The sequence below is a fragment of the Moritella sp. 28 genome (assembly GCF_018219435.1).
GTDB lineage: Bacteria > Pseudomonadota > Gammaproteobacteria > Enterobacterales > Moritellaceae > Moritella.
Map to the genome: position 1 here is coordinate 1,014,584 of NZ_CP056121.1, position 21,356 is coordinate 1,035,939.

The following is a 21,356-nucleotide window of genomic DNA, read 5'->3' on the forward strand; positions in this document are numbered from 1 at the left end:
ACATCTTGGTATGACAATTGCTTTTAGCTCTATAACGCCCATTATTTCGCGGTTGTCATAATTTTGGCAGTAAGCTGTATAAACCAAAATAATGACAATTCTTATAGCACAGGTTATTTAGATGAAACTATCAACTCGGATTAAACGACTACATTTCTTATTCGGCATGAGCATTGTCTTGTTAAGCTTTTTTGTTGTTACGATCAATACTGCACATGCAGCGCGAATTAAAGATATAAGTTCTGTGCAAGGGGTTCGTGATAACCAATTAATCGGTTATGGTTTAGTGGTCGGTTTACCAGGTACAGGTGAAAAAAGTAATGCGTTTTCAGCGCAAAGTTTTAAAACTATGTTGAATAATTTTGGTATCACCATGCCTGAAGGCGCGAAAGTTAAAATTAAAAATGTCGCGGCCGTTGCGGTGAGTGCGGTATTACCCGCATTCACGAAACCTGGTCAAACGATTGATGTCACGGTTGCTGCAATCGGTGAAGCGAAAAGTTTACGCGGTGGTTTATTATTGCAGACCTTCCTGAAAGGTGCTGATGGACAAGTGTATGCGTTAGCACAAGGTAGTCTTGTTGTAGGTGGCCTTGGCGTCGAGGGGAAAGATGGTTCAAAGGTGATAATTAATACGCCTACCGTCGGTCGTATCAGCAGTGGCGCTATTGTTGAAAAGGAAGTCGCGAATCCATTTGGCGATGGTGATTTTCTCACATTTAATTTACACCGTGGCGATTTTTCTAACGCGAAACGTCTTGCTGACTCAATTAATAATCTTGTCGGTCCTAATACAGCTTATCCAATGGACGCGACGTCAGTGCGGGTACTTGCTCCTCGTGATATTTCCCAACGTGTTGCTTATTTAGCGACATTAGAAAATCTTGAATTAAAAATGGCGGATGAATCAGCTAAAATTATTGTTAACTCACGTACCGGTACTATTGTTATTGGTCAAAACGTCAGGCTAAAACCAGCTGCAATTACTCATGGTGGATTAACGGTAACCATTGATGAAACCCAAGACGTCTCACAACCCAACGCTTTCGCCAATGGTGAAACTGTGGTTACTAATAAGTCGACCATTAATGTGACTCAAGAAGATGCACGTATGTTTAAACTTGATGCAGGTGCGACACTTGATGATTTGATCCGCGCGGTCAATCAGGTTGGTATCGCGCCGGGTGATTTAATGTCAATTTTAGAAGCGCTTAAAGATGCGGGTGCATTAGATGGGCAGCTAATTATCATTTAATGGCGTGAAGCTAATTAAGCACGCTATGATTTATTTTATGAGCGCTATAACCAGTGATTGGCTATAGCGCTTTTTTGTATCTATTTCATTCTATTATCAGAGTTGGTTTAAGAATTGCAGTGTTATGTATAAAGGTTGAAGTTAATACATTTTTTAATTTTAAGTCATTGATTATATTGCTTTGAACAGTGCCGGATAAATGGCAGTAGCTTTCAATCATTAAGTCAGTAATTCGAATAACTGACAAATAATAACTATCGAAAATAATAACTATCGAAAATAGTAACGGGCTGGGTATGGATAATTCATTTAAAACAAATGTAAGCAGTAACGTCTTAGATACACATAATCTGGATTCTTTGCGTAAAAGCGCGCTGAATAATGATGAAGCTGCATTGAAAGAAGTCGCAAAGCAGTTTGAGTCTTTGTTTACCAATATGCTGATGAAAAGCATGCGTGACGCGAATACTGCATTTGAAACCGAAAGTCCAATGAATAACAACTACACCCAGTTTTATCGTGATATGCAAGATAAGCAAATGGCAGCGGATATGAGCCAATCAGGCAGTATGGGTTTAGCGGATGTTATCGTTAAGCAGTTGTCGAATAATGGCGGCAATTATATGCCAGCCTCGTCACTGCAAGGGGATAGTAACCCATTGCAAAACTTACAAGCCACTAAGGCTGTAGATAAAGGGTTAATAGAAGATAAAGACGCTGCTACAGTCCCGACTATTGACAAAGAGCGGAGTCCTATTGCTGATGGGAAGCAAGCGAATACTACATTACCCACGGCTGAAAAGCCTAGCCAGGTACAATTCAACAGCCCTGAAGAGTTCGTTGTTGCATTAGCGCCTTTTGCGGACTCGGTGGCTAAGCGCTTAAATGTCTCTCCGGATGTATTACTTGCTCAAGCAGCGTTAGAAACGGGCTGGGGCAAGAAGGTATCGACTGATAATAAAGGTGATAGCTCATACAACTTATTCAATATTAAAGCAGATAAACGTTGGGAAGGTCCGACAGCAAGTGTGGATACCCTAGAGTTTACCGACGGTGTGGCTAAACGTGAAAAACATCAATTTAGAAGTTACCAAAACTTTCAGTCGAGCTTTAATGATTTTGCTGATTTCTTGCAATCAGGCGATCGTTACAGTGAGGCATTACGTAATTCTGCAGACTCGGCACAGTTCTTGAATGGTTTACAGAATGCGGGTTATGCAACAGATCCTAACTATGCAGCGAAAATACAAAACGTCATGAAACATGATGCATTTAAATAGCCTTGCTTAGTTGAGTAACTGAATAAGTTATAACTGAATATAAAGAAATACAGATAATCTATTTTGGAGTGATGATCTGATGGTTGGAGCAGTAATCTGATGGCAAATTTATTACAAATAGGCACGTCTGGTGTTTTAGGTCACCAGCAAATGCTTAATACCACAGGTAATAACATTTCGAATGTTAATACGGATGGATATAGCCGTCAGCGCACCCTGCATAACTCACAAACAGATAACATGGGCCTTGCTCGTTCTGTTACTGGTCGTGAAGTTAATAAATTTGCGCAAGCTGAATTATTAATTGATAGCAGTGCTTTTAGTAATAAAGAAAAATTGCTTGCTGAAATCACGCGTACAGACCAAGTCCTTTCTGATGAATCTAATAATATGAGCTCAGGTGTTTCGCAATTATTTGAATCTTTTCATACTGCCAATGATGATCCAACGTCGATTTCAAATCGTCAATTAGTGATTGCCGATGCGCAAACGTTGGCTGCCGGTTTCCGTAATGTTGGTGAGCAGTTAAATAATCAAGCAAGAACAGTAAACAGTGAACTTATAGAGAAACCAGCGTTACTTAACTCTTTGATTAAAGAAGTCGAAGGGTTTAATAAGCAGGTGATGATTGCGGAAAATACCTCACGAGGTGCTTCTGGCACGTTACTTGATCAGCGTGATGTTACGATCGAAGCGCTGGCAAAAGAACTCGACATATCAACGATTGTGAATGACAACAAAAGCGTTTCAATTAATTTGCTGAACGGGCAACCGTTAGTGATGCAAAACAGTGTAAGTCAGTTCCAAGCGGTTGGTGGTGATCCCGATCCCAGCAATATGGAGCTGGTCTTAAAAATTGATAAAAATACCATGCCGCTACAAGATATTGAGCTTGGTGGACGTATTGGCGCATTGATAGAATTCCGCGATAAAACCATTAATTCATCGTTACGAGAGATAGGCCAATTAAGCCTTGGTATTGCTGATGCTGTGAACACTCAAAACAGAATGGGCTTAGACTTGAATGGCAAAATGGGTAAAGAGATATACACAGTACCGTCAACACAAGCAAAACATTATTCAGGTAACTCTAATCCTGCGCATGTGATCACAACTCAACTAATCGCTGGCGAGGGGAGTTCGTTAACAACCAGTCAATATCAAGTATCGATGACCAGCTCGATGAGTTTCGATGTTTATGAAATTAAAAATGGTGAGCGCAGTGCGAATCCGCTGGCGATTAATGGTGCTTACCCAGGACCTGTCGAAGTCACTGATCATGGTTTTGAAATTGATTTTTCTGCAGCTGCGGGTGGCTTTCAAAACGGTGATAAATTTTTAATGAGCCCAACGTTATTTAATCTTAACGATTATGACGTAACACGTTCTCAGCCTGAAGATATTGCGTTAGCCTCGATCTTGCGAGCAAAGACAGGGCCGACTAATACGACAATGAGCCGAATTTCCGTTACGGAGATATCGGATTCAACTCTCTCTTTTACAAATAACGATTTAAATATCACGGCACCACAACAGATCTCGGTGAATAACAGCGGTGATTTTGATATTTATGATGGTAATGGCAGTTATATGGCCACCAGTTCTGGCGCATTGAATGGACAGGATTTATTTGCTAATGCTATTCCACCTTTAAATCCGGGCGTGGGTTATGAAATTAAAATGGATGGTAAACCAAATCCTGGCGAAATTTTCACATTAGCTTACAACCGTGACGCCATTGCAGATAACAGTAATGGTTTAAAACTAGCGGGCTTAGAAAATGACGCCAAATTACGTAAAAATCATAAAAACAATGGTGAAAACCAGATGACGTTTGCGGAGGGTATTTCAACCATGATCTCAACGGTTGGTAATAAAACCCGTGCCGCACGCGTTGATTCAGCTGCAAATGAAGCGAAATTAGTGCAAAGCCGTAATTGGATTGAAAGTGTGTCTGGAGTTAATCTTGATGAAGAGGCTGCAAATATGGTGCGATATGAACAGGCTTACAATGCATCCGCACAAGTGGTGAGTATTTCCCAAAAAATATTCGATACCATTCTGAATGCAGCGAGGTAACTAAGATGCGATTAACCAATAACCAAATATTTTCTCGCTCGATGCAAGACATGTCGCAAACACAAAAGCGCTTGAATACGGCACATTCGCAAGTCACCTCTCAAGAAAAGTTTCGTACTTCGGGTGATGCACCAGCTGAAATAGCGAAATCGAGTTACCTGAATGATGAAATCAAAAAAAATACCCAATACCAAACCAATGGGTTGATGCTGAAAAGTACATTAGGCTTAGAAGAGTCAACACTCAATAACTTACATATTGCGATGGAACGTGGACGGGTGCTTTCGGTTCGTGCGCTTAATGGTTCCGTTGATTCGCAAGATAGATATGCCATTTCGTTAGAAATAGACCAAGTACAAAAAGAAGTATTCAGTTTAGTAAATAGTAAAAATGCCAGTGGCGATTTTATTTTTTCTGGTACTGCGTCGCATCTACAAGCGTATGTCAAAGATGATCAAACGGGAGAATATACTTATCGTGGTAATGAACAAGATAATGATATTCAAATCGCGACCAATGTCTATATTAAGGGGAGCGATAATGGCAAGCGAGTGTTTGAATCTGCCCCAGCTCGGTTAACCGCGAATAGCAGTAATCTTACCGGTAATATCATGACCGTGACGACTGAAGTCGTAGACCAAGGGGAATATGATAATTTCCACGGCAAGAATTATGATCATAGTAACCCAGCAAACAATACCTTTAAGCTTAATGTTATAGCGCCGTTACTTCCCGGTAAAAGTGATACTTTTGAGATCTTAGATAGTACTAATAGTGTGCTTCAAAGTGGTAATTTCACTTCAGAAAAGGGAATTCGTTTTAATGGTGTCAACATTACGGCGCAAGGGGCTTCACCGGGTAGTGTCGATATATCTTTAGAGCCACCGAATAATGTCAATATTTTGAACACACTCGAGTCATTAAAAACGGCACTAACGGATACTTCATTATCAAATACCGAATTTCGAGAGCGGATGGCGGATGCACAAATTGGTATTGAAAATGCTAAAAATTCAGTGATGTCTACTATGTCAACGCTTGGTGGTCGTAATAACACGATTACACGTGTAACAGAGTCAAATGAATCGTTTAAGGTTATTAATCAGGAAGCGATGGCAATTCTTACCGAGGCAGATCTTGCCGCGGCAATGACTGACTTAACGAAAGAGCAAAACATTCTTGAGATGAGTTATAAGTCATTTAATAAAATCAATAACTTAAGTTTATTTAACTCCGTGTCATAGGTTGGCACACAACTTGCTATTTTAAATACATAAATAATTTATAGACTGGAACTTAAGCACGACTTACATAGAATTATGTCGCTGCTTAATCACGTTAAACACAGAGGGAAAACGAATGGCTATATATGTAAACACTAACGTTGCGTCTTTAAACTCACAACGTAATTTAACTAATTCGACGAATGCACTACAAACATCGTTTGAACGTTTATCATCTGGTAAACGAGTTAATTCGGCTGCTGATGATGCTGCGGGATTACAAATTGGTTCTCGTTTGGAAGCGCAAGTAAACGGTTTAAACCAAGGCGCTCGAAATGCCAATGACGGTATTTCAATGGCACAAACTGCTGAAGGTGCGTTAGATGAAACAACGAATATGTTACAACGTATGCGTGTGCTTTCAATCCAATCTGCCAATGGCTCAAACAGTGATGCAGACCGTACTGCACTTAATAAAGAATTTGGTCAGCTACAAAATGAAATTGATCGTGTAGCAAAAGATACAACGTTTGGTGGCGAGACGTTACTTGATTCATCATTTAATAATGACTTTCAAGTTGGTGCTGATGCTAACCAAGTCATCAATGTTAAAATTACTACAAACATGAACTCACTCGGTTTAGGTGTTGGTACTGCTGCGTCTAATGTACTTACTGTGGTGGATGCTCAAAAGGCTATCGAAAGTTTGGACACGGCGATTGCGTCGGTAACAGATATACGAGGTGATCTGGGTGCGAAACAAAACCGTTTCTCATCAACAATTCGTAACTTATCAAATATCTCTGAGAATGTATCGTCATCTAAATCTCGTATTATGGATGCAGACTTTGCTGCTGAATCTGCGAAACTAGCGCAAAATCAAGTTTCTCAGCAAGCTGCAAGCACAATGCTAAGTCAAGCTAATCAGCAATCTCAAGTTGCTATGTCGTTATTAGGCTAAGAGGGGGGCTCCCTCTGGCCCCTTTGGGGCCGCCTAATATATTGCTTTTACCTATATCCTTATCGTTATAGTCCTATTTAAGCGCATAGGTAAAAGTATTTTATCTTCCTACTCTCTACTCTCTTTTATTACATCGAATTTTAATCATTCCGATATTAAATCTTATCTTTAAAATCATTGTTTACTTGTACTGGTAGTGTCATTTTTGTCATCAAAAATATAACTGACATTTATTTGTTGTTGAACATTCGCAACTGGCAATATGACGGCAAAATTTTGTCTTGATGGTTCTTAGGGTTTATTAATTATTAATATACACACGATAAAAAATGAGGGTACAGTTTAATTGTAGTTAAAAACAGTGTGTTATAACTTTGTTTTCATTTTAAATGTATTTGGCATGTTGATTGCTTTATCTAAGATACATAACATTTATTTAATTTGAAACAAGCAAAAAGGAAGATACCGTGGCCTTATATGTAAATACAAATGTAGCATCTTTAAATTCACAACGTAATTTGACGAACTCTACAAATGCGTTACAAACATCATTTGAGCGCCTATCTTCTGGTAAGCGTATTAACTCCGCTGCAGATGATGCGGCAGGACTACAGATTGGTTCTCGCTTAGAGTCTCAAGTTAATGGCTTAAATCAAGCTGCACGTAATGCCAATGATGGCATATCTCTTGCGCAAACAGCGGAAGGTGCACTAGACGAAACCACCAATATGCTACAACGTATGCGAGTATTATCAATTCAGTCTGCGAATGGCTCAAATAGTGCCGCAGACCGTGTTGCACTGGATAATGAATATGGTCAGTTGCAAGAAGAAATTAATCGCGTGGCTGCGGATACAACGTTTGGTGGTATGAATTTATTAAATTCGACGTTTAATCAAGATTTCCAAATTGGTCCCGATGCGAATCAAGTCATTACTGTAAAAATATCGACGAACATGAATGCGCTCGGCTTAGGTATTGGTACTGCGACATCTGATATTTTAAACCCTTTAAATGCGCAAACGGCTATTGATAATCTAGATACCGCAATTGCAACGGTGACGGACATCCGTGGTGATCTGGGTGCCAAGCAAAACCGTTTCTCATCAACGATCCGTAATTTAACTAATATTTCGGAAAATGTGTCTGCGTCTAAGTCACGTATTATGGATGCCGATTTTGCCGCTGAATCAGCAAAACTGGCTCAAAATCAAGTATCGCAACAAGCTGCAAGTACCATGCTTAGCCAAGCGAATCAGCAATCGCAAGTAGCCATGTCATTATTGCAAGGTTAATCGTTGCAAGGCTAATAGCCTATTATTTGGCTCGAAAGGGCCAAAATAATACATTTCTATTCTTGGAAATTTCCTTTTCAATTTTTAATTTACCCCGCCCCCTTTTTTGTAACATTAGATTGAGTTGATTAACAATTATTAAACATTTTTGAGTGGTTGCTGTAATCGGTTGAAATTAAACGGTTAAATGTGGATATCTGTTCAAGTTTAGAACTGAATTGGAAATAAATTAAATAAAAATTAAAAATAACTCTAAAGGATGTATTTTTATTGTCGATAACTTTCATGACGATACAAATAACTGATTATTAATAAGGGCTGTATTTTATATACACAGCAGTCCTTTACAGGATTTCTTTTAGGAGACGAATATGGCTGTTTATGTAAATACCAATGTAGCATCTTTAAATTCACAACGTCATTTAGGTAGTGCTACCAACGAATTACAAACTTCTTTCCAACGTTTATCATCTGGTAAGCGTATCAATAGCGCTGCTGATGATGCTGCTGGTTTACAAATCGGTTCTCGTTTAGAGTCACAAGTCAATGGTTTAAACCAAGCATCTCGAAATGCAAATGACGGTATTTCAATGGCGCAAACCGCGGAAGGTGCGCTAGATGAAACAACGAACATGTTACAACGTATGCGTGTAATTTCAATTCAATCTTCGAATGGTTCAAACTCTCAAGCTGATCGTAATGCATTGCAATCAGAATTCAATGAATTACAAACTGAAATCACGCGTGTATCAACGGATACAACGTTTGGTGGTGAAAAGTTACTTGATGGTAAATTCAATCGTGAGATTCAAGTTGGTGCTGATGCGAACCAAACCATTACACTAAAAATGACAACAAGTATGGATGCGACAGCGTTGGCTGTGGGTAGTACTACAACGAATGTTTCATCTGCTGCAGGCGCACAATCAGCAATTACGGCTCTCGATGCAGCGCTTGAAACTGTAACGGGTACACGTGCTGACCTAGGTGCGAAACAAAACCGTTTTTCATCAACGATTCGTAACATCAGCAATATTTCTGAAAATGTATCAGCGTCTAAATCACGTATTGTTGATACTGATTTTGCTGCTGAATCAGCTAAACTTGCACAAACTCAAGTACAGCAACAGGCGGCAAGTTCGATGTTAAGCCAAGCCAATCAAGCCTCACAAGTAGCGCTATCACTGCTTTAATCGTTTAGGTTTATATTTGCCCTGCACCTTGCAGGGCATTTTGGTCTTTGGGGGTTACCATGTCCATTGATAATAATATGGATCATAAGAGCATTCGTTTTAATCCTGACCCTGTTGTGACAAAAGAACCTGTCATAACGAATCCTGCCGTTTTAATTTCACCAATCGAACAAGTTTTACCGATCGAAAATTCATTATCTGAACCCAAAATAGCGAATGATATAAATTTGGAACAAAAATTGCTTGAAGCAAAGGATACGCTACAAGCTCATTTTGATGTTAATAGTAAGAAGCTAAACTTTAGTGTTCATGGTGATACTGGCCGTATGGTAGTTAAAATTGTTGATCCTGAAAGTGGTGAAACACTGAAAGAACTACCATCAGAAGCTGTTTTAAAGATGGTCGCTAACATTGAACAATTTCAAGACAATATATCAGCTAGTTCAGGTCTCTTATTTGATGAGATGGTTTGATTAATACAGCGAGATAAAATAGTCGGATGTTTAATGCGATAGGCAATTATTTGCCTATCGCATTACTATTGATGAAAATTAAGGATACACATGGCCGGTATTACGATGGCAGGTTCAGGTTCAGGTTTAGATCTGGAAACGATCATTTCAACATTTGTAACTGCTGAAAAAACGCCAAAAGAAACACGCTTAAACAAGAAAGAAACCGACCTTACAACGGAGTTATCTGGTATTGGCACTTTGAAAGCGGGCTTGGCCGACTTTAAGACCATTACTGGCCAATTGGGTAATCTGGACTCTTTTTATCAAAGTAAAACTAATATTAATTATCAAGGCCGAAATGTTGAGCAAACCACTGCCGGTAACGGTGTTGATAGCGCTGCGTTGCCTATTACTATTAAAACGAAAGGTGTGGTACCAAAAGGTGCATTTGATGTTGAAGTGAAACAACTTGCACAGGGTGCGCGATTAGAGTCTGATTTTTTACCTGATCGAGAAACCAAACCTGGGCAGGGCATGCTGTACTTTGACGCAGGTAAAGATACTTTCCAAGTGAATGTTAATATCACAGATACCTTACAAAACATTCAAAAGAAGATTAACGATGCGCCTGACAATTACGGTATTAGTGCCAATGTAATTAGCTCTGATCTGGGGGCTAAAATTGTCTATACCTCAGAAAAAAGCGGTAAAGCAAATGATTTAGCCGTTTTCACCTCAGATTCGAGCTTGAGTATTATTTCATCCAGTATGGGTGGCCACCCTGCTACCGATGCGATTATTACGGTGGATGGAAATACTATAACCAAAGATACTAATGTCTTTAATCATGCGGTATCAGGCGTCACTATTACTGCCAATAGTTTGACTAAACTGAACGAGCCTGCCAATTTTTCAACGTCGACAGACCACGCTGCGGTGCAAGAACTCATTTACGGCTTTGTAGATGGTTATAATACCTTGATGGAGAGTATCAATGTATTGACCCACCCTGAGACGGGTGTCTTGAAGTATGACTCAAGCGCACGAAGTATCAAACAGCAACTGCAGAGTATTACTGGCGGCGTGGTTAATGATGCCAATAAGAAACTAAACACCTTATACGGCGCAGGTATTTCGTTAGAAGAAGGTGGGTTGTTAGCTGTTAATCCGTTTGGTATGCATGGGTCTAAGTCTGGTACCCAACGCTTAAATGATGCAGTAAATAACTCATTAGATGATCTTGGCAAACTTTTTGCAGGGAATAATGGTATTGCGGCACAAGTGAATAGCGTGTTGGAAAACAATTTGGGAAATCGGGGGATGATTTATCAGCAGGAAAATATGCTGAATGATAATTTACGTGGTATTGATGATGATCGCGATAAATTGGACCGCCACATTACATCATTTGAAGATACATTACGGAAGAAATATACCGCTTTAGATAATACGGTGTCACGTTATAATGCGACCGGTGATTATATTCGTAGTGTATTAGGTTAATCATATTATTTTTTGGTATTTAAATAAATCAATAGTTAGGTAAAAAACATGAGAGCTAATATAAGACGTTATCAGCAAGTCAGCCGAGAAAGTGGTATTTCTACTGCTGATAACCACCAAGTGATTTTTATGCTGTTACAGGGGTTATTAGATTCTGTAGCGGTAACAAAAGGCTGTATTTTACGTAAAGATATTGAAGGTAAAGCCAAATCTATTAATAAATCAATTAATATTACATCTGGTCTGATCGATGGTATTAACCATAAGATTCATCCCGAGATTGGTGAAAATTTTGATGCGCTTTATCGTTATATACAAGTGCGTTTAAATGATGCGTCATTAGAGCGTTCAGTCGAACCGCTAGATGAAATCACAGAATTAGTCACACCGATTAAAGATGCATGGTTAAACATTCCTCAAGCGGAAAAAGAAAAAGCGGAATCGATGCGCAAGCAAGCTAGCGGTGCTTAATAATGAATGCGACTGACGTTGAATTAATGGCGAAAATATCGGCTATCTCCGCGCAAGCAAAGCAAGCAATTATAGAAGAGCTGTTGGCTGAATGTGATCAACTATTAATCCAACGTCAGGTTTTAATTGAGCAGTTAGTAATGCGTTCAAACCCTGCTCAATCTCTTAATACCCATGCTTTTCTTACTCAGTTAATGGCGGATGACCAAACGCAAATCGCATCATTAAAAAAATCGAAATTAGCCCTTGAATCACAGCAAGCTATCACTAAGCGTAGTGCTAAATCAATTAATCGCTATCTTACTATTAAACAATTTTAGGTTGTTATTATGGACCATTTAAATCACGATATTGCCGCACACATTGCTGCGCTAGAAGTACAACAGCAACAGCGTAAAAAGCAGGTGAGCTTGGCTCATGCCATCGATGCGATTAATGCTAAAGAACAACCTAGCGCAGACCCTATCGCTTTATACCAGACGAATATGCGTGCGTTTGAGCAGTACATTCCCGATATTTACCAATCTTTTGTCAATTATCAACCAACTAAATTTGAATTAACGAGGGTTGATGACGCATTACATTTGGTTGATGTGGATAATAACGTGGTATTAGGTGAAGATTATTTTCATGATAGTTTGATTGATTTTGAGCAGTTTCGTGTTAATCCTCAATTGGCTCGTATTGATTTTTCGGAAGAAATCGAGAGTGCTGGTGATTTCATCCATGTGAAATATCTTAATCAATTTATTAGGGCATTAAAGGGGATTAATAGCAAACATAAAGAAGAATTTGTGTTGCCTGAAGCGGTTAATATGATGGTGTGTTTCGGCTTAGGTTTGGGCTATTTCTTACCTGAAATGCTCAGCAAGCACAGTGTGAAACGGTTATATATTTATGAACCAGAGAATGATTTTTTCTATGCGAGTTTATTTACGCTAGATTGGGCTGATATTCTACAACGTTTGGATGATAGTGGCAGCAGTTTACATTTATGCCTCGGGGCAGATGAAGATGTCTTTTTTAATGACATTTCGTATCAGTTAATGACTAAAGGTCGTTATGATTCGACATTTAGTTTTTGTTATCAGCATTACCAAACAGAGCAAACAAATAGCGCGTTAGAAAAGTTCAATCAGAAAAATTTCCATGTCGCGTTCGGTTTAGGCTTTTTTGATGATAGCTTAATGGCGCTGGCACATCAGTATCATACTTTAAATAGTCATGTACCTTTGTTAGCGAAAGTAGAGCCATTACCGGAATGTGCAACACGATCTGTGTTTATATTAGGGAACGGTCCCTCACTTGATGAGCACATCGATTATATTCGAGAAAATCGAGACAAGGTATTACTTGTTAGCGGGGGGACGACCATTCGTGCTTTGCAGCAATATGGTATTACCCCAGACTTCCATTTAGAGATGGAGCGTACTAAGGCTACCTATACGGTTTTAAAATCGGTTGCTGATGATGCCTATTTAAGATCAATTCCACTCTTAACGCTAAACACTGTGACACCTGATGTGCTCAATTTATTTGATCGCAGCTTGATGGGGTTAAAATTACAAGAGCCCTCAACTGAAATAATTCTGAATTCAGAGTTAGGCTGTGACAGTGATAATTTAACGCAATTGGTCTTCGCTAATCCTACGGTGTCTAATTTAGCCTTATCTTATTTCACGCGAATGGGTTTTAAAAACATTTATTTGTTTGGCATTGATCTTGGCTTTTCTGGTGATGCGCATCACAGTAAAAAAAGTATTTATTACCATGAGTCTGGAGAAGATAAGTTATTATTCGATAAGAAAAAACTATCTGGTTTTGTCTCACCCGGTAATCATGTTGAAGAAGTTGAAACGACAATGATTTTCCAAATGTCTGCCAAAGGTATGGGCGAATTATTAGACTTTTATCCTGATGTTCAATGCTACAACCTTGGCACTGGTATCAAGATTGAAAATGCCATTCCAACTTTTCAAGGCGATGTTGTATTGACAGATGAAGTGTTTGATAAAACTGAATTTGTTGACCGTATGCTGACTCATTATTCTGCAGATACGAAAGTGTTAGCTAAGCAGTACAGCGCGATATTAGAGCAGGATATATTTGCTCATTTTGTTGATGACATGATCGCGATAATTAAATCACCAGTTACTAGCCGTTATGATGCATTAGAGCAACTACAGCAACAGTTTATGTTATTAAATGGTCAACTTAAGACGAAACATGCGTTCTTGGTTGAGTTATTAAACGGTACGCTACAGCATTGTCATGCAGCACTCATTAAAATGTTGTTGCTACCTGCTGACGCTGATCAAGGCTTAGTTTATTATCAGCAGGGCATCGATATTTATATTAACTACCTTGAAGAAGCGAAGGTGAAATATAAGCGAGAACTATTCGAAGTCGATAAAACGGATATTTCAGATATTTGGAAATAGCAGACGTTAGTTTACGTTGGTTTTATTTCGATAAGTGATATAAAGTCGAGGGATAAAACTGCATATTACTATTACTTAGGTATAATCATAAGCCATTCAAACAGTTTGGCTTATGATGAAAACGTATTTTTTAATCCCTTTCCTTGCACTATTATCCGCATTAACGCCCCTTGCTGTTGATATGTACCTGCCCGCGATGCCAAGTATTGCGAGCGATTTTAATGTCTCTATTGAGATTATTCAAACAACCCTTAGTACCTATCTACTAGGTTTTGCAATTGGTCAGCTTTTTTATGGCCCACTGGCTGATAGTTATGGGCGTAAACCTGTGCTTATCTGTGGACTAATCACTTATTTAATTGCCAGTATTGGCATTGTTTACGGTGATTCAATCGAACAATTTAAGTGGTTACGGTTATTGCAAGCAATAGGTGGCGGTGCTGCATCAGTGGTGGTTAGCTCACTGCTGCGTGATCTATTCTCTGGTTCATTGTTTTCGAAAATGATGTCTTATGTTGTATTATCAATGACATTAGCGCCGTTAGTTGCTCCGTTAATTGGTGCTCAGCTATTAGCGTGGTTTAGCTGGCACAGCATATTTGTGCTGCTCGGGATTATTACTGTCTTATGTATTGTGGTGAGTGCTATCGGTATTAAAGAAACATTACCGAAAGAACGTCGGGTCGCGTTTAATTTACCGCAGGTATTTCGTAATTATTGGCTGATTTTATGTAACCGTAAAGTGCTTGGTTTAATGCTGTGTGGCGCGTTTAATGTGTCTGGTATGTTTGCCTTTTTAACTGCGTCACCATTTGTTTATATCGATTATTTTGATATTGATGCACAAAGTTATGGTTACCTTTTTGCCTGTAATATTCTCGGTATGATGGTCGTGACATGGATGAATGCCAAGATTGTGATGCGTTATGGTTATCAACAAATATTACGCGCGGGTATTATTATTAGTGCGGTGATCTCGGTATTATTTTGGGTGATAAATGTAAACCTTACATTTGGCTTAGTTGGTCTGGTAATTTCGACCGTGGCTTATATATCATTGATTAGTTTAATCGGTTCGAATGTGATGACGGGAGTATTAGCCGAATTCCCTCATATATCGGGGACCGCTTCAGCGTTGTCTGCGACGATCCGATTTGGGTTTGGTGCTATAGCAGGTTTAATTATCAGCATCTTACATGATGGAACACCATTGCCTATGATCATGGTGATTAGTGGTTGTGGTATATTATCTTTCCTCAGTTATTTTATACTGACGGGTAGAGCAAATAATAAGGACAGTTAATGCGGATTGAATTTATTAGTACTGGCGACGAAGTATTATCAGGTCAAATTGTCGATACCAATGCGGCATGGATATCACAATCTTTTTTTCATCAAGGTCGTGAGTTTACGCGCCGTCATACGGTTGCGGATGATCTTGAATCGCTCATTGATATTATTACGGAAACAAGCCTTCGTGCTGATGTGGTGATCATGAATGGTGGCTTAGGTCCAACATCAGATGATTTAAGTGCTGAAGCCGCGGCGAAAGCGATGGGCGTACCATTAACATTTTCTCAAGAGTGGTTCGCTCATTTAGTGGCTAAATATGCCAAATCTAATCGTACTTTGTCTGTGAGTGATGAAAAACAAGCTTGGTTGCCACAAGGTAGCGAAGTGGTTGATAATCCTGTTGGCACTGCATGTGGTTTTAGTTTTCAATTTAATCGTGCTCGTTTTTACTTTACCCCTGGGGTGCCAAGTGAATTCAAACACATGGTTACCGAGCAAATACTACCCGATATCCAACAACGTTTTACGCCAGTAAAAATACCTACTTTAATCAAGATTAAAACATTTGGTATCTCGGAATCAGTGTTGAATGAGCGCTTAGCCGCATTGTCACTTCCCCAGTCAATTACGTTGGGCTTTCGCGTTGATTTTCCGACTGTTGAAGTGAAATTATTATCGATAGTCCAAGCTGATTTAGCGAAGGCTAGAGAGCGAGTACTTGCAGAGCTTGGTGAGTTTGTGCTGTTCGAAGGGGATTATTCGTTTGCACAATACTTGCAAAATATAATACTCGAAAAAGGGCAAACATTATCGCTTGCGGAATCTTGTACTGGTGGACTTATCGCGAGTGAATTAATTGCTGTCGCGGGTAGCTCTGGTTACCTCGATTCGAGTCATGTGACTTATAGTAACGAATCTAAGAGTCGCTTAGTCAATGTTGATAAAACGACGATAGCTAACCACGGAGCTGTTTCAATAGAGGTTGCTGCCGAGATGGCTGAAGGCGCGATGCTGAATGCGGGGGTTGACTTTGGTATTGCAGTGTCCGGTATTGCTGGTCCAGGTGGCGGTAGCGAAGAAAAACCAGTCGGCACGGTTGCGTTTGCTCTGGCGAGTAAGACACACACTTACAGTCAATTGTTATTTATCCCGCGATGGAGTCGACAGGGGATCAGAACGGTGGCGTTATACGTAGCTTTAGATATGTTGAGAAGAGAGTTGTTGGGATTAAGTTTAGCGGCAGAATTTGGCTCAATAGAGCGTCGAGCTGAACAGGATAAGGTGAAGAACTAGTCTTTTAATACTGTAATAGCGTTGTGATAGTAGCATAGATTAAGCAATCACAACGCGTTTTTATTCTACTCTTTCTTCTGTACTTGTTACCATTTCTGTTTTGGTTGAAACAGCAGGTCTAATTCATTCTTTTCGTTTTCTTTGTCTTGGCGATCTTTTAAATCATCTGATGAAGCTTGAGTAAGTTGTTCGTTCACCTCATTAAGTAAAGAGGTGAGCGTTTGGTGTTTATTGATAAGGGATTCATTTTTATCATTAATATTATTTAAGGTATCTATACCCTTACGGAGTAATTGCTTACAAGAACCAAATTGGCTCGTTGCCCGTGCTTCATAAGCCCGCTTCAATAAATTATCAATGTTGACGTTCAGTTGCATCAGTTCAAGTTTACGATCTTCAATCACAAATGTTTGGGTATTAAGTTTGCTTTTTGCATGCTCGACACGTAATACTGCGCGAATTTTTTTAATTTGTTGTAATAATATAATCGCTTCTCTATCTGAATTCGGAGAGCGAAACATTTTGTTTTCAGTCTGTGCTGGTGCATCTTTTAATTGGGCCATTTGCGCTTTAACATTCACTAAGCGTTGACGGACTTGTGGTAGGGAAGGGTCCATTTGTAATGTCGCTGTAAGTGAGTCATGCATACGGCTATGTAGCACTAACGTAAGTACTTTACTGTAAGGTAGTGATGTTGAGTTTAGCAGCAGTTCTTCAGCTTCTTCAATGATTTGTCTGTGTTTTATGATTATCTGGCGTTTTTCGGTTTCAGCTTTACGCTTGTACTGTAAGATGATGTTATAACCGATCACCAAAAATAGTAGGACAGCAATCGCGATAATCATAAGAGTGAACTTCATTGTATAATAGACCTAATTTTGCTGCGGTATATAAGATGTTACTATAAATACTTTAGTTAAGGTAGTGTTAACGTGAAGATACCCCCACCAAGACTACCACCATTTGTTAGCGCGATATGTCCTATTTCCCCTTTAATTATATGCGCGCCAGCAATTAATCGAGCAAAATACAAGCCTAATCCAGTACGCCCTTGCTTACAACTTAACTCGCCCATTGCACAGTGCTGTGCTTGGAGCATGCTGTCAGGGTAGCCATCGCCGTTATCGGCAATTTCGATCACAAGCTTTTTATTGACGACATTCGCCGTTACGAGGATTTGTCCTTTACTGTAGCGTAATGCATTGATGAATACATCTGATAATAAGTAACTAATTAAATTGTGATCACAATACCAAGCGAGATCGATATCGATGTTAATATTAATTTCAATATTATGACTGTCACTATACATCTGATTTTGAATGCGAAATTCATTGAAATAATCTGAAATAAAGCATTCGGCAATGTTTAATGGTAGCTGATCATGTTCATCACGGTATAAAGAAAGTACTTGGATTAAGCCGCTATTAAGACGTAATACTTCATAGTGTAAATCAGCGAGTTTAGCGCCATGTTTACGGTCATCTTGCGAGGGGGTTATATCTGCAGACATCGATTCAATTGATTGTAATAAGAGGCACAATGAATTTTTCATATCATGTACCGCAGATGTTAGGATCAACGCATAATCAACTGTGTCTTTACTTGGTTTAATGTTATCGTTTAAAGGGGTCATCATATTGTTGTTCGGCATAAAAGTAATGACCCCTAGGATATATTATTAAGAAGAAATAACAGTATTCTGCTATTGTTTTGTTAGAATACAATTAATTATTTGGTATATAGAGCACATCACGAATGAAGTTACAGCAATTTAGATACATAGTTGAAGTCCTAAATCACAATTTGAATGTGTCTGCGACAGCAGAAAGTCTTTATACTTCGCAACCAGGCATTAGTAAACAAGTTCGTATGTTAGAAGATGAACTCGGTGTACAGATCTTCGAGCGTAGCGGCAAGCACCTCACTAAAGTGACACCTGCTGGTAAAGATATTATTCGTATTGCTGCTGATATCCTAGGCAAAGTTGAGAGTATTAAAGCTGTTGCTAGTCAACATACGCACCCCTCTAAAGGTACGTTAAATATCTCGACTACGCATACCCAAGCGCGTTATGCATTACCAAAAGTAATTAAAGGCTTTATTGAACGTTACCCTGATGTATCACTAAATATGCATCAAGGTACGCCTGCACAAATCAGTGATTCAGTTTCTAAAGGTACTGCTGACTTTGCTATCGCCACTGAAGCATTGCATTTATACAGCGACCTGGTAATGCTGCCTTGCTATCACTGGAACCGTTCAATTATTGTTAAACCGGGTCACCCATTAACGAAAGTTGGTAAGATCACGGTTGAAGATATCGCAAAATATTCATTGGTGACTTATGTATTTGGTTTTACTGGTCGTTCAGAATTAGATTGTGCGTTTGATGAAGCGGGCTTAGAGCCTAAAATTGTCTTTACCGCAACCGATGCTGACGTGATTAAAACATACGTGAAATTGGGCATTGGTGTCGGTGTTTTGGCGACAATGGCATTTGATGACGAAATTGATGATGATTTAGTTCGCATCGATGCAAGTCATTTATTTACCTCGAGTACGACTAAAATTGGTTTCCGTAAAGGGACGTTCTTACGTACTTACATGTATGATTTTATGGAACGATTTGCACCGCATTTAACGCGAGATATTGTTGATAAAGCGATTATGCTAAAAACAGCAGAAGAGATTGATGAGATGTTTAAAGATATCCAGCTATCAACGAGGTAACTAGATAACTAGATAACGAAATAGTATTCACTCGGCTAACACTGTGTACTTAGCCGAGGGTATTTTCAGCCTGTTTAGTTACCTTTTTTGGCTTCTTTTTGGCTGTACTTTTATGATTACTTTTTATTTTTCCCACTTCTTTCTTCGCAGAACCCCGTACGACGGAAGAGCAAGCATTATCGTTAATCACACTAATTAACGCATGCATACTTTGTGACAGACTATCATCATGGGTAAGCCGTGTGATTTGCTCGCTAACAATATCGATAGCACTACTCATCACGACTTGTTCTAACTCTGTAAATGCATCTTCGATATAGCCGGATAATTTCGTCAGATCAGGCAGATTTGTTCGACATGCGATTAAACCCACATTGAGGTTATTCATGTAACTGTACAGTGTTATATTCAGTGACATGCCAGGTGGTAATGCTGATAACGGGAAGCACTCTTGCATTTTTGCACCCATCATATACATGGGCTTACGCGGACCTGGCACATTTGAGATTAGCACATTACCGACTGGTGGTAACACATCATCGAGTTTCAGTAGCTCACTGATTACCGCTAACCCCTGACTTGCCAGTGTGTAACTCGTTAGCGCTTCATCTGATAATGATCTTGCTTCTTCCTTTAATTTATTACAAGACTCTTTAATTGCCATTAATCGAGCGAGTGGTACTGTATTGCTGTGACCTAATTCCACCATAGTAATTGCAATGCGGTTGTTTGATATGGTGTCGTTCGGTGCCCTAAGGTTCACCGGGATTTGTGCTGTTAGCGGCTGCTTAAGCTTATAATTAAGGTCGGATAAATAACGATGTAATGCAATATCACAAATACACACCACGACATCATTGATCGTCGTTCCGGCTATTTTGCTTATGTTCTTCACTCGTGAAAGTGGGAGTACGCTGGTTGCGGCGCGGCGAGCACGTTTAGGACTGACTGAAAATGGCGTTTTGGGAGCTGTAAATGGCGTTGGTATACTGGTTTTATAAACGTTGACAGCTTGTAATAACAACCGAGATCCAAGTCCAATAATCGAGGGTATTGCACGTACTTGTTTTGTTAATAAAACGCTGTTTTGTCTCAATTTATGCACTAAACCCGCTTTGATTTCAGGATTAGGTTGCTTGCCTTCAAAGCCTTTTAGGCTCCAAAATGCTTGTAATGGGCCTTCGGCTTGTTGTGATAAATAGCTAAGCATTATTTGGTTACCTTTAGCACCATCAGTGAAAGCGTGATGCATTTTTAGGTAAACCGCAAATTGATTGTTAGCGAGACCTGAAATTAAATGTACTTCCCATAATGGACGGTTACGATCGAGCAGATTTGAGTGGGCGTGTTCTATGTATTCAATGAGTTGCTCTCGTGTCCCCGGTTGAGGTAAGCGAACGCGGCGAACGTGATAATTAAGGTCTATATTATCATCCTCTTGCCAGTACATCATGCCCGAGTAAGCTGTATATAGTTTGTAATTAAAAGGTTTTTCTATTTGCGTGAATAGCATCAGTTGTTGATATAGGTCTGTACCGTAATCGCCTTGATAGTCATTCGGAATATCAAAAACTTGCATTGCAGCTACATGGTTTGGCCGCGATACCGTTTCGCAATATAGGAAACCCATATCGGGTAGAGTGAGCGCTTTCATTAATATTTCCCTCATTTTTGCAGAGCGGACAGCTAGCTACGTCGTGCGATTTTAATAGAATAAGTGACCTAATGAGTAGAAAATAATTAAAGAGTAAAGTCATTAGTCTAGATGCTAATCACTGCTATTTACACCTAAAAGTATGAGTGTTTATGCCATAGGCTGCTGAGTATTAAAAGAAATGCGTAATCAAAGGGGTGAGGGAAGCATAATGCCTGTTATGAGGT

18 protein-coding genes are annotated in these 21,356 nt (G+C 39.3%); 15 read left to right on the forward strand and 3 right to left on the reverse strand.

All coding sequences use genetic code 11. The annotated features are described in order from the left end of the window. Positions 1–121 precede the first annotated feature (121 nt). From HWV02_RS04640 to HWV02_RS04705, 14 genes are all read left to right on the forward strand, one after another. The gene (locus tag HWV02_RS04640; RefSeq protein WP_211689825.1) at positions 122–1,255 is read left to right on the forward strand and encodes a flagellar basal body P-ring protein FlgI; all 1,134 of its coding nucleotides are present in this window, start codon (positions 122–124) and stop codon (positions 1,253–1,255) included. A gap of 296 nt (positions 1,256–1,551) precedes the next feature. Beyond that, entirely contained in the window at positions 1,552–2,535 is a 984-nt protein-coding gene (flgJ, locus tag HWV02_RS04645) for a flagellar assembly peptidoglycan hydrolase FlgJ (protein WP_211689826.1), read from the forward strand. Between the two features lie 99 nt (positions 2,536–2,634). After that, entirely contained in the window at positions 2,635–4,614 is a 1,980-nt protein-coding gene (locus HWV02_RS04650; RefSeq protein ID WP_211689827.1) for a flagellar basal body rod C-terminal domain-containing protein, read from the forward strand. 5 nt (positions 4,615–4,619) lie between these two features. Then, entirely contained in the window at positions 4,620–5,858 is a 1,239-nt protein-coding gene (gene flgL / locus HWV02_RS04655; RefSeq protein WP_211689828.1) for a flagellar hook-associated protein FlgL, read from the forward strand. A gap of 115 nt (positions 5,859–5,973) precedes the next feature. Next, on the forward strand, positions 5,974–6,798 hold the full coding sequence (locus tag HWV02_RS04660) for a flagellin (protein WP_211678709.1): 825 nt from the start codon (positions 5,974–5,976) through the stop codon (positions 6,796–6,798). Between the two features lie 467 nt (positions 6,799–7,265). Continuing rightward, positions 7,266–8,093 (forward strand): flagellin, encoded by an 828-nt coding sequence (locus tag HWV02_RS04665; protein WP_211678710.1) that lies wholly within the window; start codon positions 7,266–7,268, stop codon positions 8,091–8,093. A gap of 371 nt (positions 8,094–8,464) precedes the next feature. Then, positions 8,465–9,286 (forward strand): flagellin, encoded by an 822-nt coding sequence (locus HWV02_RS04670; protein WP_211678712.1) that lies wholly within the window; start codon positions 8,465–8,467, stop codon positions 9,284–9,286. 59 nt (positions 9,287–9,345) lie between these two features. Beyond that, a complete protein-coding gene (locus tag HWV02_RS04675; protein ID WP_211678714.1) occupies positions 9,346–9,759 on the forward strand; it encodes a flagellar protein FlaG in 414 nt (137 codons plus the stop codon). Positions 9,760–9,849: 90 nt separating this feature from the next. Continuing rightward, positions 9,850–11,244, forward strand: coding sequence for a flagellar filament capping protein FliD (fliD, locus tag HWV02_RS04680; RefSeq protein WP_211678716.1), 1,395 nt, complete (start codon positions 9,850–9,852; stop codon positions 11,242–11,244). Positions 11,245–11,292: 48 nt separating this feature from the next. Next, positions 11,293–11,715, forward strand: coding sequence for a flagellar export chaperone FliS (gene fliS, locus HWV02_RS04685; protein ID WP_211678718.1), 423 nt, complete (start codon positions 11,293–11,295; stop codon positions 11,713–11,715). Between the two features lie 2 nt (positions 11,716–11,717). Beyond that, complete coding sequence (locus tag HWV02_RS04690; RefSeq protein ID WP_211689829.1) at positions 11,718–12,035, forward strand: hypothetical protein; 318 nt, start codon at positions 11,718–11,720, stop codon at positions 12,033–12,035. Positions 12,036–12,044: 9 nt separating this feature from the next. Further along, positions 12,045–14,156 carry a 6-hydroxymethylpterin diphosphokinase MptE-like protein gene (locus HWV02_RS04695; RefSeq protein WP_211689830.1) on the forward strand — a complete coding sequence of 704 codons (2,112 nt, stop codon included), beginning with the start codon at positions 12,045–12,047 and terminating at the stop codon, positions 14,154–14,156. Between the two features lie 112 nt (positions 14,157–14,268). Beyond that, a complete protein-coding gene (locus tag HWV02_RS04700; protein WP_255550597.1) occupies positions 14,269–15,459 on the forward strand; it encodes a Bcr/CflA family multidrug efflux MFS transporter in 1,191 nt (396 codons plus the stop codon). Then, complete coding sequence (locus HWV02_RS04705; RefSeq protein WP_211678736.1) at positions 15,459–16,742, forward strand: CinA family nicotinamide mononucleotide deamidase-related protein; 1,284 nt, start codon at positions 15,459–15,461, stop codon at positions 16,740–16,742. Before HWV02_RS04700 ends, HWV02_RS04705 begins: the two co-directional genes overlap by 1 nt. An 86-nt stretch (positions 16,743–16,828) precedes the next feature. Here the strand turns inward: HWV02_RS04705 and HWV02_RS04710 are convergent, their stop codons facing one another. Both HWV02_RS04710 and HWV02_RS04715 read right to left on the reverse strand, forming a co-directional pair. Then, positions 16,829–17,602: a DNA repair protein gene (locus tag HWV02_RS04710; protein WP_211678737.1), complete on the reverse strand. Its 774-nt coding sequence runs from the start codon at positions 17,600–17,602 to the stop codon at positions 16,829–16,831. Between the two features lie 56 nt (positions 17,603–17,658). Further along, complete coding sequence (locus HWV02_RS04715; RefSeq protein WP_211689831.1) at positions 17,659–18,396, reverse strand: sensor histidine kinase KdpD; 738 nt, start codon at positions 18,394–18,396, stop codon at positions 17,659–17,661. 104 nt (positions 18,397–18,500) lie between these two features. Here HWV02_RS04715 and cysB point away from each other — a divergent pair, with 104 nt between their 5' ends. After that, positions 18,501–19,475, forward strand: a complete 975-nt coding sequence (gene cysB, locus HWV02_RS04720; RefSeq protein WP_211674297.1) for an HTH-type transcriptional regulator CysB — start codon at positions 18,501–18,503, stop codon at positions 19,473–19,475. A gap of 49 nt (positions 19,476–19,524) precedes the next feature. Here cysB and HWV02_RS04725 read toward each other — a convergent pair whose 3' ends face one another. Beyond that, complete coding sequence (locus HWV02_RS04725) at positions 19,525–21,129, reverse strand: wax ester/triacylglycerol synthase family O-acyltransferase (protein WP_211689832.1); 1,605 nt, start codon at positions 21,127–21,129, stop codon at positions 19,525–19,527. Positions 21,130–21,356 lie beyond the last annotated feature (227 nt).